The organism is Providencia sp. PROV080, assembly GCF_033688105.1.
Classification (GTDB): Bacteria; Pseudomonadota; Gammaproteobacteria; order Enterobacterales; family Enterobacteriaceae; genus Providencia; species Providencia zhejiangensis.
In genome coordinates this window covers 1,482,112-1,497,524 of record NZ_CP096346.1, presented here as the reverse complement: position 1 = coordinate 1,497,524, position 15,413 = coordinate 1,482,112, and the positions used below count along the sequence as shown (strand labels likewise).

15 protein-coding genes and 1 riboswitch are annotated in these 15,413 nt (G+C 36.4%); of the genes, 3 read left to right on the top strand and 12 right to left on the bottom strand.

The window, feature by feature from the left end:
- Positions 1 to 65: 65 nt before the first annotated feature.
- The 5 genes from M1F03_RS06445 to M1F03_RS06425 form a co-directional block, all read right to left on the bottom strand.
- Positions 66 to 980, bottom strand: coding sequence for a LysR family transcriptional regulator (locus M1F03_RS06445; RefSeq protein ID WP_154622999.1), 915 nt, complete (start codon positions 978 to 980; stop codon positions 66 to 68).
- Between the two features lie 311 nt (positions 981 to 1,291).
- Complete coding sequence (locus tag M1F03_RS06440) at positions 1,292 to 2,971, bottom strand: glycosyl hydrolase family 18 protein (RefSeq protein ID WP_154635544.1); 1,680 nt, start codon at positions 2,969 to 2,971, stop codon at positions 1,292 to 1,294.
- Positions 2,972 to 3,581: 610 nt separating this feature from the next.
- Positions 3,582 to 3,989, bottom strand: coding sequence for a DUF6691 family protein (locus M1F03_RS06435; protein ID WP_154623689.1), 408 nt, complete (start codon positions 3,987 to 3,989; stop codon positions 3,582 to 3,584).
- A 4-nt stretch (positions 3,990 to 3,993) separates the two neighbouring features.
- A complete protein-coding gene (locus tag M1F03_RS06430; RefSeq protein WP_154623688.1) occupies positions 3,994 to 4,431 on the bottom strand; it encodes a YeeE/YedE family protein in 438 nt (145 codons plus the stop codon).
- A gap of 2 nt (positions 4,432 to 4,433) precedes the next feature.
- Positions 4,434 to 4,760: an ArsR/SmtB family transcription factor gene (locus M1F03_RS06425; protein WP_251463828.1), complete on the bottom strand. Its 327-nt coding sequence runs from the start codon at positions 4,758 to 4,760 to the stop codon at positions 4,434 to 4,436.
- Positions 4,761 to 4,862: 102 nt separating this feature from the next.
- On the opposite strand from M1F03_RS06425, the gene M1F03_RS06420 reads away from it, so the two are divergent.
- Positions 4,863 to 5,396, top strand: a complete 534-nt coding sequence (locus M1F03_RS06420; protein ID WP_154622146.1) for a SprT family zinc-dependent metalloprotease — start codon at positions 4,863 to 4,865, stop codon at positions 5,394 to 5,396.
- A 29-nt stretch (positions 5,397 to 5,425) separates the two neighbouring features.
- Here M1F03_RS06420 and M1F03_RS06415 read toward each other — a convergent pair whose 3' ends face one another.
- Positions 5,426 to 6,496: a magnesium transporter gene (locus M1F03_RS06415; RefSeq protein ID WP_163860880.1), complete on the bottom strand. Its 1,071-nt coding sequence runs from the start codon at positions 6,494 to 6,496 to the stop codon at positions 5,426 to 5,428.
- 74 nt (positions 6,497 to 6,570) lie between these two features.
- Positions 6,571 to 6,744: riboswitch (M-box (ykoK) riboswitch) on the bottom strand.
- Positions 6,745 to 7,359: 615 nt separating this feature from the next.
- On the opposite strand from M1F03_RS06415, the gene M1F03_RS06410 reads away from it, so the two are divergent.
- On the top strand, positions 7,360 to 7,596 hold the full coding sequence (locus M1F03_RS06410; RefSeq protein ID WP_154635590.1) for a HEAT repeat domain-containing protein: 237 nt from the start codon (positions 7,360 to 7,362) through the stop codon (positions 7,594 to 7,596).
- 147 nt (positions 7,597 to 7,743) lie between these two features.
- Here the strand turns inward: M1F03_RS06410 and hcr are convergent, their stop codons facing one another.
- Entirely contained in the window at positions 7,744 to 8,748 is a 1,005-nt protein-coding gene (gene hcr, locus M1F03_RS06405) for an NADH oxidoreductase (RefSeq protein WP_154624040.1), read from the bottom strand.
- 48 nt (positions 8,749 to 8,796) lie between these two features.
- Positions 8,797 to 10,449, bottom strand: coding sequence for a hydroxylamine reductase (gene hcp / locus M1F03_RS06400; RefSeq protein WP_154624039.1), 1,653 nt, complete (start codon positions 10,447 to 10,449; stop codon positions 8,797 to 8,799).
- Positions 10,450 to 10,767: 318 nt separating this feature from the next.
- On the opposite strand from hcp, the gene M1F03_RS06395 reads away from it, so the two are divergent.
- Positions 10,768 to 11,865 (top strand): porin, encoded by a 1,098-nt coding sequence (locus tag M1F03_RS06395; RefSeq protein WP_154624038.1) that lies wholly within the window; start codon positions 10,768 to 10,770, stop codon positions 11,863 to 11,865.
- A 65-nt stretch (positions 11,866 to 11,930) separates the two neighbouring features.
- On the opposite strand, the gene M1F03_RS06390 is transcribed toward M1F03_RS06395, so the two are convergent.
- From M1F03_RS06390 to M1F03_RS06375, 4 genes are read right to left on the bottom strand one after another with little or no spacing between them, the layout of a single operon-like run.
- A complete protein-coding gene (locus tag M1F03_RS06390; RefSeq protein ID WP_196713385.1) occupies positions 11,931 to 12,353 on the bottom strand; it encodes an NUDIX domain-containing protein in 423 nt (140 codons plus the stop codon).
- Between the two features lie 15 nt (positions 12,354 to 12,368).
- Positions 12,369 to 13,628 (bottom strand): adenylosuccinate synthetase, encoded by a 1,260-nt coding sequence (locus M1F03_RS06385; protein ID WP_154635591.1) that lies wholly within the window; start codon positions 13,626 to 13,628, stop codon positions 12,369 to 12,371.
- A 16-nt stretch (positions 13,629 to 13,644) separates the two neighbouring features.
- On the bottom strand, positions 13,645 to 14,298 hold the full coding sequence (locus M1F03_RS06380) for an HAD family hydrolase (protein ID WP_251463826.1): 654 nt from the start codon (positions 14,296 to 14,298) through the stop codon (positions 13,645 to 13,647).
- A 9-nt stretch (positions 14,299 to 14,307) separates the two neighbouring features.
- Positions 14,308 to 15,402, bottom strand: a complete 1,095-nt coding sequence (locus M1F03_RS06375) for a phosphoribosyltransferase family protein (protein WP_251463824.1) — start codon at positions 15,400 to 15,402, stop codon at positions 14,308 to 14,310.
- Positions 15,403 to 15,413: the final 11 nt, after the last annotated feature.

The window sequence follows — 15,413 nt, the reverse complement described above, 5'->3', positions numbered from 1 at the left end:
TAATAACTAGGGTAGCTCAGCATAACTCAGCCTCACAAACCGAAAAATATTTAACATATCTTCTATTATGATTTAGACAAATTTTCGACAAAACTTGATGTATCTATTTTTTTGATTAATCGCTCTTTCCACCAAGAGAAATTGCCCCCCTTACTTGAGGGATGCCAAGCTAACCAAATAAATTGATCATCTTTAGGTATTTCTACAGGCACAATAACGAGTTCTTGATTTTTTAACTCGTTCTTTATATGTAAGGGACAAATGAAACCATAACCAATCCCGCGTTTCAGTAATATTAATTTACTTTCTAAATCACAAACCAGTATTTGTCGCTCCAATGTCATTTCTTTTTCTTTATTAATTGATAACTCATGGCTACTATCCGCAATTTCCACATAAATATCATTGAGTAATTGTTTTCTAGTAATTATTTTCCTTTGTGATGCGAAAGGATGTGAAGGAGAGACACAGAGTGAAAAACTAATTTTGCCAAGGAGTTGAGTACTGGCTTTTATATTTTCAGGGATATAGCCTAGAGCAATGATAAAATCGGCTCTATTCTCTTTTAATGCATCCCATGCCCCCGTCATTGCCTCCCTTTGAATAGAAATATGAACATCTCCATTCGTATTAATATAATCTCGAATATCTTGCACAAAGATATCGAGTGGTAAAAATTTTTCCACCACAATACGGATTTGATTATCAAGCGTGGGGATATTCCTTACTCTATTTTCAAGATCTTGCATTGCATTTAAGATCCATGCGCCTTCTTGCAATAAAAACTCCCCTTCTTTAGTCAAACGCACTATAGGCCCATTACGGTGAAAAAGCTTCACATTCAAACGGCTTTCTATATTCAATACTTGATATGAAATTGCTGAAGGTGTTTTATGTAATACATCTGCGGCCGTTGAAAAAGATCCTGTTTTTTTGATAGTACTTATTATATTAATTGCATCCACGGATAATCTACTCATATAAGCTCCTATTAATTTAAAATAGCTAATACAATGATTTCAGCGCATGAATATTAAATTAATTCAGATATAGAACTATCATAATGTCGATAATAAACAATCAAGAAATATCCTAATCTATTTATTTAATAACAACCAACCTTTTTACTTGATATATAATTAATAAATAAAAACACAACAAAAAATATTGATTAGATAAAACAATTAAAAAATCCCAAAATATATATTTATTATCAATGAAAAAACTAACATTCAAACAATCACCAATATAGAGGGAAATATTCTCCCTCTATATTAAATCATACAATCACTTATTTAGAGAGACTATTACCTAAGCTAGAATTCATATTGTTCAAAATATCACCATTATCTGCATCAATTTCCCATGCAAATAATCCGCCGAGTTTTTTATCTAAAACATATTTTCCTTTCGCTTGTACTGAGCGTTCATCATCAAACGTAATTAAATCGCCTGTTGATGCTTTAAATACATATGGAGCCTCCGCTACAGCATCATAGCTATATACCCATTCTCCACTCATATACTGATTTTTTATTTGGCGATAATCAACAACCCCATTTTCCCACGTTCCCGCTATTGGGCCTGTCGCTTTGCCCGTGAAAGGGTTACCCGCAGTATAGCCATTTACGCCAGTCCAACCTCGGCCATACATCGCTGCACCTACCACAATTTTCCCTGGATCAACACCTTGTGCTAATAATGCATTCACACCATTGACTGTTGTATATTCAGTATCAGGCCGCCAGCTTGATGCATTAAGAGCGGTTTGATAACCCAGTGTATTTAAATCAAAAGCACCATAAAAGTCATAGCTCATCATAAAGAAATGATCGACTGATTTTTGTACCAACCCAAAATTAACTTTATCAATTTTCACTTTGGCCGCACTGATTGCGGAAGTTAATTGATATTGGCGTCCGGTTTCTTTTTCTAATTCATCCAACATAGCACGGAGTTCTTGCATCAGTAATAAATAGGTTTCACCATCCTTATCTGACGCTAATGTCACACTGGCTCCATTTGCACCGGGATATTCCCAGTCAATATCAACGCCATCAAAAAACTTCCATGTTTGTAGAAACTCTTTTACTGAACTGACAAAAGTATCCCGTTTCGTTTTATCTTTTAGCGCATAAAATGGATCTGACAATGTCCATCCACCCACCGAAGGTAATATTTTTAAATCTGGATAAGCACGTTTGATTGCCATGAGTTGACCAAAATTCCCTTTATATGGATCAACAGTACCAGTTTGCCCTAATTGAAGGGCTGCCCATGGGTCATGAATACTAACCTTGTAATCCTCTCGACCAGAACATGATCTTTGTAACGACTCAAAGCTACCTTCAATTTCTTTTAAGCTATCATTAATCCCATTACCACCACACATAGGAATAAAAGCATATAAAATATGGGTTAGATTTTGTACGGGTATCTTATCAACTGGAAATTTCCGCCCGTAAACGCCCCACTCAACAAAATAGGCGGCAATAACTTTGCCTGAATTTTGTGTATAAGCTTTATTATTTTCTAATAACTGCGGCTTAAGCGGATCAAGATGGCTTCCATCGGTGTCTTTAACGATAATTTCTTTTGCATCACTTAGATTGCATTCATCTCCATTACATAACGCAACTTGTAATTGATATTTACCCCCCTTAGAAATTGAGATTGTAGCTTTACCTGATGCACCTGTGGATGCGCCACTCCATACTTCTTTACTATCTAAATAAACCTTAGCTGTCGTTCCATAATCACCATTCCATAGAGCCCAGCTCACTTCAACATCAACGGCAGTTTTTCTTGTCACCAACTTTTCATAAGCGGTCGCATCACTAGAAACAGTGACTAGACTGTAAACGCTCTCTCCCCACTGAATAGAGGGTTTACCCGGAAGGGCAGCATACGAAAATTGGCTAGCAAAATGACTTACAAGCATGGTAAGAAGTACTTTATATAGTTTAAGCATATCTAACTCCTCAATTTAGCCGGAAATACCAACTATTAATGCCTGTTGGTATCGCGTTTATTCCTACATTAATGGCAGATATGACATCACTGACTGATTCACAAAAAGCATTTACAGAATCATAAACATTCCATACGGCAAGAATGACGCAATACTCAGTGCAGTCATCGGATACTTACGTGCCACAATTTGTACTTTTTAGCTCCGTTGTGTGATGAGCTGAAGTCAATAGACTCGGCATGGTAAAACAGTGGGATAACCATGAGCGAAAACAGATTGAGAAGCTATCAGTAATAATGAACATAAACAGTTTAAGGAAAGGACTTGCTGAAATTGCTTTTTCATAACCCACCTCTGATATTCACTTAAATAGATTTTTTTGAACAGTTCATTCATTTATGAAAGCGCTGTTCATTTATATTATTGTGTGTTTAACAAGGGTGTTTTATGAAAAGTTCAATAGGAAAAGTGAAATATTTATCATGATAAGTATATTTTTAAATAAGCTTATATTTATTTTCATATGATAAAAAAGAAGGGGAGCAAAAGTTAATCGATATTTTTAATTTACGAATAAAGGTATAAGCCCCGCTTGTCATGGGGCTTATATTTATTTTTTGGTTATTTGAAAAATAGACATTCCCGCTATCATTGCTAACGTGAAAACGATGCCTTGAGTTATCCCCATTCCCGTTAATAATAGTGCTGGTCCAGGACAAATACCCGCTAGCCCCCACCCCAATCCAAATAACACACTACCTATAATGAGTGGCTTATCAATTTTTTGATTTGTTGGGATCTGCATTGGACACGCTAATAAACTGACTTGGCGTTTTTTCGCGACAGCGAAGGCAATCGCACTCATTCCCATTGCAACAGCCATTGTCACTAACAACGATGGATCCCAATTTCCTGTAATATCTAAAAATCCCAGAATTTTTGCTGGATTTCCCATACCCGCTAATAATAATCCCAAGCCAAATAATAAACCTGAGATTAAGGCGATAACGATAGGCATACCTTTATCCTCTTAAATCAAAGAAATTTATCAGTGCCACTGTCGCAAATGCCACCACCATAAAAGTCACCACCGCAACAATAGAGCGACGAGAAAACCTTGCCATGCCACAAATACCATGACCACTTGTACATCCACTGCCCATTCTTGTACCAAACCCGACCAGTAATCCTGCAAGAATAATAATGGGTGTGCTTGTGGTAATAGTGACTTCAGGTGAAAAAAAGAAGAGAATAAATAAAGATGGAGCAATCATAATGCCTAATATAAATGCAACTTTCCAAGCCGTATCACCGGCGATAGGTTTCAATACTCCACTTAAAATGCCACTGATACCGGCAATCCTGCCATTTAAAAGAAGTAATAGTGAGACCGCGGCGCCGATCAATACTCCTCCTGCGGCGGCTGACCACGGAGTGAAATTAGCCCAATCAATAGACATTGTTATTTCTCCTGTACAGGACAATAAAGTTGATAGAGTGTATTTAGCAGTGTAAAAAGCTTTTCATCCGCAATAGCGTAATAAATACGCTTCCCCTCACGGCGTGTTACCACAAGGCCTTCATGACGTAACACCGTCAATTGTTGAGAAAGCGTGGGTTGTTGTATACCTAATGAGGCTTCTAACTCGCTCACACAGGCCTCTCCCTGCGTTAACTGACACAGCAGCAACAGCCGATCAGGGTTACCTAATGTTTTCAATAACGACGATGTGTGTATTGCGGCCTGCTTCATTGCAGAGAGCACGAGTTCTGAAGAATTATCGCTCATGATATACCTCTATATATTATATAATTAAACAATATATTATTTAATATAATGATAGTCAATAAGACTTGTTTCTCTAGGTCGGGTTATATTATTCTTGCCATCATGAAAACAGTACGCGTCCCTATCTATCTTCAACAGAAAGTCATGCATACACTGCGTGAAAAGCTTCACTTAGCACAACAAAAACTGGAAAAAACATTTCCAGAACCAACAGTTAACTATAAACAACGAGGCACAACGGCTGGCAGCGCATACTTAAAAGAATGGGAAATCCGCTTAAACTCAATCCTACTGATTGAAAATGGTGATCTCTTTATTGAGCAAGTTATTCCCCATGAATTAGCGCACTTATTAGTCTATCGTATGTTTGGCCGACAAGGTATTGCACCCCATGGCCATGAATGGAAATGGATGATGGAACAGATTTTGGAAGTTCCAGCGAATCGAACTCATCATTTTGCAGTTTCTTCAGTGAAAAGCCGAACTTTTACTTATTATTGTGCTTGTACGACATCACATGAATTAACGATCAGAAGGCATAATAAAGTTGTTAGAGGGGAGAATCAGTATTTGTGTCGAAAATGCGGTGAAGTCTTAAAACAGACTATTTCGTTGGTTGCGGCAGATGTTAAATAACACTGCCGCATCATATCGATGGTGTGTCTTTAGGCGAACTCCGTCATCACCAATTTGGCAATTTCAAAGTAAATAATTAAACCTGTTCCATCAATAAAAGTCGCAATAAATGGCGCTGATACAACAGCCGGATCCACTTTTAATTTCTTCAATACCATTGGGATAATAGAAGAAACAATCGCACTCCACATAGTAATTGCAACAATCGTTAAACTCACAACAATAGTGACTTCAGCCCCAACGCCTAAAATCCAGGCCCTAATTAAAGCAGCGGCACCGATAGTTATTGCCACTAAAAACGATGTTGATACTTCTTTTTTCAGGACTGCACCTAGATTACGTAAGCTAACCTCACCTAATGCCATCGCTCTGACAAGCGTAGAAGTGATTTGTGTTCCGCTATTTCCCCCTGTTCCAATCAGTAATGGAATAAAGAAAGCAAGAGAGATTGCGGCTTCTAATTGCTCTTCAAAAGCTTTTAACACTGTGCCTGTATAAGCCTCTGCAACAAATAGCATCAATAGCCATACAACACGTTTACGCCATAATGTCACTGGGCTTGTTGCTAAATAAGGCTCTTCAAGTGGTGTTGTCGCACCTTGAAGTTGTGCATCTAACGTATTCTCATCTTCTATCAATTCAGCGATATCTTGAGGTCTTAAAACCCCCATCAATTTGCCAAATTGTACAACCGGTATCATGTCTAAACCACTATGATTAATCAAATCATAAACATCATGACGTGATTGCTCAGGAGAAACTGAAAAGTAGTTGTGACGCATAATATCAGACACAAGCAAATTTTCTTCAGCTGCTAATAATGATTTAACGGAAAGGATACCATTTAAATAATTTTCCTGATCCACAACGAACAAATACGTAGGAATTTGCTCACCCTCTAAATGTTCGATCAGATTTTTTTTCACGCAATCAACTGAATCTGCAATAGAAACAGGCAAATAAGATTGGCTCATATATGCACTGACAGTTGCGTCGTCAATTTTTGGTTGCTGAGTGTTGTTGGTATTCAGGCGTGCGCCTTTCATTGCGGACTGAGCGATTGCTACAGATCCCGCTTTGTTCTGGGTAGTGAATGTCATTTTATTAGTCCCTAGTTACTGTTGTTTACTCAAACAGTACTCACATAGGGGCGAAACCAGATGAGAGAATGCGATGGCTATCTCTACGTCTCGGTTTTAGCACTATACAACGTATCCAACACATATATTGGAAGTTACATGGGGATATACCTTCGGTCGATATATCCTGTCCTGATCTTGGGCGTCTCTCGACGTCGTCAGATCAGTAACCTGTGTTTGTATAGGAGCCTCGCCTAACGAGATACTGCACTTTTGATGCGACGCGAATTATAACCATAAGATGATTAATTACCACCCCGAAAATACGGTTAATTTCCGATGACCATAGCCTTGTTTAAGTTTTGTTTAGGTTTATGTATAACAACAATTCTTGGTGTTACAAAATGTAACCATTGATGTTTTTTTTATTTTTTCTCCTAGTAAATAATACGCTATTTACTGCTATTGTTCATAATAACCAATAGAAAGTAGCACTTGAATAGTTATCTTCATAACCCCATAAGAATAAAGGCAAAAAAAGTTTTCTTCGCTGTTTTATATTATTATGAGATGTTCGCCAAACGAATAAAACTGAACATATTAATTTAGCTCATTAGAATTTATTGAACGAAAATAAATAACAATAAAATCCATAATACAGGTAAATTTATTCAACGATAAATTTACTTACTTTAATTAACTAACTCAATCAAAGAAAATAAAAAAATAAGAGAATGCACTTAATGCATTATTTAACTCGAAAAAAAGTCTCATTTTTGATGTTTTCAAAATAAAAACATTAAATAAACGATCAATTTGGAAGTTAATATATATAATTTTAATTTAAAATATCTTCAAGTTAATTAAAGAGTGAAGTTTTAATTATGGACAGAACTATTGTCGGTATGCTGACGAATCTAACATTTCGCGTTAATGATGAGATCAAAATCGCTGCAATAGCAGCTTTGGGAGATTATAAAGCAACGATTGAATACCAAGAAGCGATTGTTCGTATTATCAATCTTTGCCAAGACCCAAATAAAGAGATAGCCGTCTCAGCTATAAATGCATTAAGTAAATTATCGGTTTATTTTATGCCTGAAGGACCCGTTTTAAAGTAAACAAATTTAACGCTAATAAAAATTACATAGTGATTTTTATATAATAACTTATAACTACGTATGTATAGTTATTTAATAACTTGTCTATAAGTCACTGTCTCATTATTAGTGGGATATATAATGAGACAGTTCATTTAATTGTTTTATTTACGCAATCTCTGTATCGCCTTGTAATTGACAACTACAAGCCAAAACATACCCTGCGGCAATCTCTTCCTCTGTTAATGTCATCGTACTGGTCGTTGTATAATTTCCTGATAATACTTTTGTTTTACAACTCCCACAAACACCAGCGCGACAAGCAGCAATCACTGGTTGTTTATTTTGTTCTAAAGCCGATAACAAAGACGTTCCCACCGGAACCTTAAAATCAACCAAACGTTGACGAATTTTTAAGGTAATGGTCTCTTCACTGGCAATCGGTTCCGGTTCTAGCGAGAAGCGTTCCATGAAGAAGTGTTCAGGTGGCACACCTAACGTTTTTGCAAATTGCTGGGCATTTTTCATATAAGGTGTGGGCCCACACGTCATGACGATGCGAGAACAAATATCTGGCACTAATGCAGATAATTTTTCAAGGGTTAAACGCCCTTCCGCAACCCCTCCATGATCAGGAGATTCCGGCATAATACATAACTGTAATCGTGATGGATATTGTGCAATTAATTGTTGCCACTCATCCGCAAAAATAATTTGCTGCTCATCTCGCACATTAAATAAAACTTTTACGTTAGCTTGAGAGCGGTATGCCATTAACCAACGTACCATCGACATAATTGGCGTTACACCACAGCCAGCAGCTAACATCAAATATTGATCACTATTTAATTCAGCACAAGTAAACTCACCCTGCGCATCTGAAAGCCATAGATAATCACCTGGCTTTACCGAGCTCGTTAACCAACATGACCCCGTTCCTTGCTCTAATCGTCTGACCGTAATAGTAATAAAACGACTTTGTCCAGGGGTCGATGAAATCGTATAAGCACGCATGATTTCATCGCTATTTTTAATACTAACAAGAGCGTATTGTCCCGGAGAATAGGTATAAAAGTCGTGATTAATTAAATTAATCGTCCATACATCGGAAGTTTCTTGATGGATAGAATGTATCTGCATTCTATTTGGACATAAACTACTCGGCATTGTCATGGTATCACTCCAATTAGGGGAAATAAATTTCCCCTATCACACTTAATATTATGCAGGCAGAATTTCAGCTAGATCTTGTTCAACAGTCGTAATACTACGCATTCCAAATTTTTCATTCAGTATGTTTAATAGGTTTTCAGTTAAGAATCCTGGTGCTGTTGGGCCGGTATAGATATTTTTAACACCGAGCGATAATAGCGTTAATAAAATAACAATCGCTTTTTGCTCAAACCAAGATAGGATTAAACTCAACGGTAAGTCATTAACGCCACAACCTAATTTTTCTGCTAAGTTTACAGCAAGCATGATTGCGGAATATGCATCATTACATTGTCCAACATCTAATAAACGAGGTAAGCCTTCTAAAGTGCCAAAATCTAATTTATTAAAACGATATTTACCGCACGCCAATGTGAGAATTAAGCAGTCTTCAGGTACACTACGCGCAAAATCAGTGTAGTAGCTACGCTCACCACGGCTACCATCACATCCCCCAACCAAAAATACGTGACGTAGTTTTTTCTGAGAGACAAGATCAATCACTGTATCAGCTGCACTCAATAATGTTTGACGCCCAAATCCAACCGTAATTTTGTGCTCAATTTCTGTGTATGGAAAACCATTCATGGCTAAAGCTTGGTTGATCATTTCAGAGAAATCATCACCGGTTAAATGTTTGGCTCCAGGCCAACCCACAATACTACGAGTCCAAATACGGTCTTTATATTGCCCAACATCTGGGTCAATAATGCAGTTTGAGGTCATCAGAACAGGACCTGGAAATTTAGCAAACTCGGTTTGCTGATTTTGCCAGCCACTACCATAATTACCGACAAGGTGTGAATATTTCTTCAGTTCCGGATAGCCATGTGCAGGTAACATTTCACCATGGGTATAGATATTAATACCTGTACCTTCGGTTTGCTCTAATAGCATTTTCAAATCTTTTAGATCATGCCCTGAAATAAGAATACATTTCCCCGCAACTGGGCGAACATTCACTTCTGTTGGCACTGGATGACCAAATTCTCCAGTTTCTCCAGCATCGAGAATTTCCATTACCTTAAAATTCATCATGCCAATAGCCATCGCATTATCAAGCAACTCATTCATATTTGCGGGTAACGTACCTAACCACGCCATAATTTCATGATATTGGCGATAGATATCATTATCATATTGGCCTAATACATGCGCATGCTCCATATAAGCCGCTGCACCTTTTAAACCATATAAACAAAGCATGCGTAAACCATGAATATCATCACCAACTTGTGCTTTATCAATATCAAGTGCAAAATCTTCAGCCTGTTTTTGCAATGCAATAATATCATTACCTTTAAGCTGAATATTAATTAAAGGATGGTTAAATACAATAGCACTATTTTTTGCTTGGCATTGCTTGATTAATTTATCTCTTAAATAAATAGCTTCTCGAGCATAACCAATAATACGTTCTGAATCGAAATTAACATTTGTCAATGTTGAGAAAAACGCTCTAGGGGCGAAACTATCTACGTCGTGATCAATAATACCTAATTCACGTGCTGTTACAGCGCTAGCAGAGAGACTTTGTAACACCGCAACTAATAAGTCTTGTAGATCTGACGTTTCTGCTGTTTTACCGCACATACCCTGTGCGTATGCACAGCCATTTCCAGCTGGAGTTCTAATTGTTTGTTCACATTGCACACAGTACATGTTCATTGCCTCATAAGTTGCATTTTATATACAACATTAAGATTAAACCTTTTTCGATAATAAGGAAGAGGGATTTGAAGCTTATCTGAAGGTTTATTGATCTATATTAATGTTTTCATTGAATGAGAACTATTTACATCTATCTACCTAATAAAATAGGGAAAATTAGCCTTATTGCAGTGTACTTAATGTATATAGTGTCATTTTTAGTCTAATTAGTGCTTGCAAGATTTGATTTATTCACTTGATAATACCCTCGCTTAACTTGTTAGATAGGCAAAATTTCACTTATATAGTTATTGGGTTAAAGGATTAGTCATGAAAAAAAATAATATTATTACGATAGCGATCCCAGCGTTATTCGCTGCTGGTGTTGCTAATGCCGCTGAAGTCTATAATAAAGATGGCAATAAGCTTGATGTGTATGGTCAAATTGACGTTCGACACTATTTTGCAGATGCTAAAAGTGGTGAAGATGGGGATGATTCACGCGTTCGTTTAGGCTTTAAAGGTGATACTCAAATTACTGACCAACTCATTGGTTTTGGCCGTTTCGAATGGGAAACAACAACTCATAAAGCGGAATCGGATAACGAAAACCAGAATCGATTGGCCTATGCAGGATTGAAATTTGCCGACTTTGGTTCTGTGGACTATGGCCGCAATTATGGTGTGATCTATGATACGAATGCTTGGACCGATGTATTACCTCTGTGGGGAGCAGATACTATGGACCAAGAAGACACATATATGATGAGTCGTAACCGTAATTTATTAACTTATCGCAATAATAATGCATTTGGTTATATTGATGGTCTGAGTTTTGCTCTGCAATATCAAGGTAAAAATGGTGACCAAAACAAATCAACTGGCGACAGCTCATTAGATAATAATGGTGATGGTTACGGTTTTTCTACAGCCTATGAACTAGGTTGGGGTATATCTATCGGTGGGGGTTATTCGAACTCATCACGTACGCCAAGTCAAAAAAATGGTTCTGTCGGGGCAACGGGTAAACGTGCTGAAGCATGGAATATTGGTAGTAAATTAGAGCTTGATGAACTCTATTTAGCTGCAATGTATGGTCAAACCCTAAATACAACTCGCTTTGGTGGTGATGATTCTGAATCTATCGCAAATAAAACAGAGAACTTAGAAGTTGTTGCATTGTATTCATTCGATTTCGGTTTAACCCCTTCTCTTGGTTACAACCAATCTAAAGGTAAAAATCTCGGCACCTACGGTAGTCAAGATTTGGTGAAATATATTGCAGTTGGTGCTGCTTATGATTTCAACAAAAATATGACCGCTGTTATTGATTACAAAATCAATTTATTAAAAGATAAAGAATTTACTCGTGATTATGAGATCAATACTGATAATGTACTTGGCTTAGGTCTCATCTACCAGTTTTAAATTAAATAATTCACCCCCATTTTGATAATCATTATGGGGTGAATTTACAAGACTTCGGATTTTTATTAACGACAATCTATTGTTAATGGTGTATCCAAAATAATTTTTTGGTCCTGAGATAATGGAATTAACCAAGCTAAATTAGCAATTTTATTTTTTGGTAATGACGCTGTGTGATGAACACTGACTTCTTCCTTCTCAACTGTCTTAACCTGAGTAAATTGTTCACTATAAGTAGAAAACATATATATACGATATTTATCAGGATTTGTAAGAATTAAAAAACATCGCCAATCGGATACGGCAGTCATTACCCCTGTTTCTTCCAAAAATTCGCGCCTCATAGCCTCCTCAGGGGGTTCTCCTTGATGTATTTTTCCGCCTACACCATTAAACTTTCCTTTTTGCCATTCTGGTTGACGTTTTTTTATCAGCACAACCTGAGTTGCATCTGGTGAATACATAAAACCAGTTACATAATTTATCATAATTTTCTTCTTAACTTAATGACAAATAATTGTTTTATCTCTATCGGCCCCATACGAAATGTAACGAATTTTTTTATTTGTATGCTCTTCAATAAATGATAAAAATAAACGTAATTCTACAGGTAATTCTAATCGGCTATGATAGTTCCCCTTTAATTGAGGCCAACCTCGAAATGTATAATATATTGGTGTCACCTCTGATAAATTTAATAAAGCCGCTTCACAAGTAATAGGCTTATCTTTTTTCATATAATTTATAGCAATTTTAATTTCATCTACATTTGCTAATACATCCACATTTGTTATCGCTAATTCTGTTACACCATTAAGCTCAATAGCCTGTTTGATTAAATTCAGATCTAACCATCCGCAACGCCTTGGCCTCCCTGAAACCGTACCATACTCATTTCCACGTTCACGAATATTAATTGCTGCATCATCATGTAATTCGGTTGGGAATGGGCCATTACCAACTCTGATCATATAAGCTTTCATTACTCCTAAAACATGAATCGGTGAAGCAGGTATACCGATAATAGAAAAGCAACTTTGCACCAATGTTTGATAAGCAACGGTATAAGGATAGGAACCAAATGCATTATCCAAAAAGGTCGCTTGAGATGTTTCAAGCAAAACATCCTTATTATCCCCAAGCAATTGACGTATTTTTTTATCCGTAAAAGCAAGGTAAGGTTTAATATACTGACATTGTTCATATAAGCGTTCTACAACATCTTCAAACTCTAGCGTTAATGTGTCATTAAATACATATGTGATCTGTTTTTCCCTTAAATCCCACAGGAAAGCTAATTTTTCACGAAGTTTTATTTTATCAAGCGCATCATAGAGACGAATGCCATGCCGATTGGCTTTATCTTCAAAGCATGCACCGATCCCAAGCCCTACAGAACCAATCTTGCGACTTCCTTTGAATTTTTCGGATGCTTGATTCAATGAAGCATGAATCGGTAAGACAATATGACATCGATAATCAATATAAATGGAGATATCTTGTCTAATTTGCTTAAGACGCTCTATTTCGCTAATTAAAATTTCAAGACTGATTAATGCCCCTTGGCAAATATACATATTTCCTTGATATAAGGTAGCGGGTAGCTGTGAAAATGACTGTCGTTGATTTTTTACTTGTACACAATGACCAGCATTGGCGCCGCCATTAAACCTTGCGATATGTTTTATTTTTCCCGCAAGATAATCAACAAACTTGCCTTTGCCTTCATCCCCAAACTGTAACCCAACCACTGAATACAACATTTATCCTCCTATCTATTTAAACAATATCTTCTGCTAACATTGCAGCTCCTAAAAGCGAATCAACAAGATAGGCTCCTGTCTTAGCTAAATTCTCAGCGCAATGAGTCCCACCAGTATAAAGAATCGCTTTAGCCCCTACTTCAAAAGCAGATAATGCATCATCTGCGGCATCACCAACCACAACACACCGTGATGGTAAAATATTTAATTTTTTTATATGCAATGAAAGTTGTTCGGATTTTCCCTTTTTTAATAAAGGTAATGTCCGCCCTTCCACTAAATTAAAATATGAAGATACCTGTGTATCAAAAATACTTTGGTTAAGTTCGTCTTGTTCCATTAAAGAACAAACTGATTGAGTGAACTTATTTTTATTTCTATATTGTAATGCTTCAATAGCCCCTCTAGATAAATAGGCCGTTCTAACATTGGGTTTATAATATTGGTTAAATACATCACCTATTGTTTGCCATTCCGATTTAGTCGGTTCTCTCCCCATCACATTATGATAAAAAATGTTCACCGGAACAGAGTAGTTCTCTCGATATTCATGTAAGCTTAACTCTTTAAAGCCTAACTGATTAAATACTTTATTTGCTGCAAGAAGAGAGATATGAACATCGTCTAAAAGCGTACCATTCCAATCCCATATTATATGTGACTTCCCCATAATTGTCCTTTATTGGTTATTGTTCATGAAAAGTTCAAACTTGCTTTTCAGGTTTAATAAATACTTTTCTTCTGGAAGTATTTTTTCTAATAGCGAAATAATCGTCAGCGAATAATCTATCCAGTCGGCTGTTGTGATACGTGCCGTTTCCGTATGATATTTTTCTTTTTTCCTTAACAAATTTATTAATTCAAAATGTCGAAAACACCAAGGCGAAAGCTCAGTTAGCATTTTAGGATTAAAGATATTCTCTGGATGCTGATAGACTTTTTTTCTAAAAAATTTTTCCCAATGTAACTCTGTTGCAAAAGTTGAAATATCATTCATCGTGACTTGTTTGAGATATTTTTTAGCATGACTCAGGGTTCGCCCACTTCCACAATTATCATCCACTAAGAGTATCTTACCTGCTCCTTCCCAACTACGATAAAAGGGTATTTTCTTGTTTATATTAACCTCATCATAATGAGATAGCTTAATTATTCCTAAAGGCTTTTTTAAATAGCAAGATATGAGCGCAGAGCACCCTACTCCCCCTAATGCAATACCAACGATATAATCATATTGTTCAGTTAACCATAATGCAGATGTTAATGAAATAAAATGATTATCTCCCTCTATTTGTTCTCTTGGATACTTTAACCCTAAATTTGAATTTATACTGAGACTCTCCATTTCACCTAGATATTTAGGTAAATCAGTTCCCATGATGAAATTTATAATCACTGTCGCACACCAATCAATTGCTTTTATATATCCGTTAATAACATCCCTATCCTCATCATTATTACCAATAATAAAGTCTAACATTCTTAGCAATTTAGAAAACATATGGTCAGCAATGACATACTTTATGACCTTCTCAGATTCAATATCTGGGACCATTAAATATTGATTTTTCAATTCCATTAATTGATAAATAATTTGATTACAATTCAATTTTTGATAATAAACTTCTCCTCGGCTATTAATGACACCATTTTCATAATAAAATAACTTTGGTAAATATCGATATGCTTTATAAAAGCGAGCATTAGTTACAGGAGAAATCAAACTGCCTAATAAGCTAATATTTTCCGCACTAACAGAAAATAACTGACTCATAAATAAGCTCT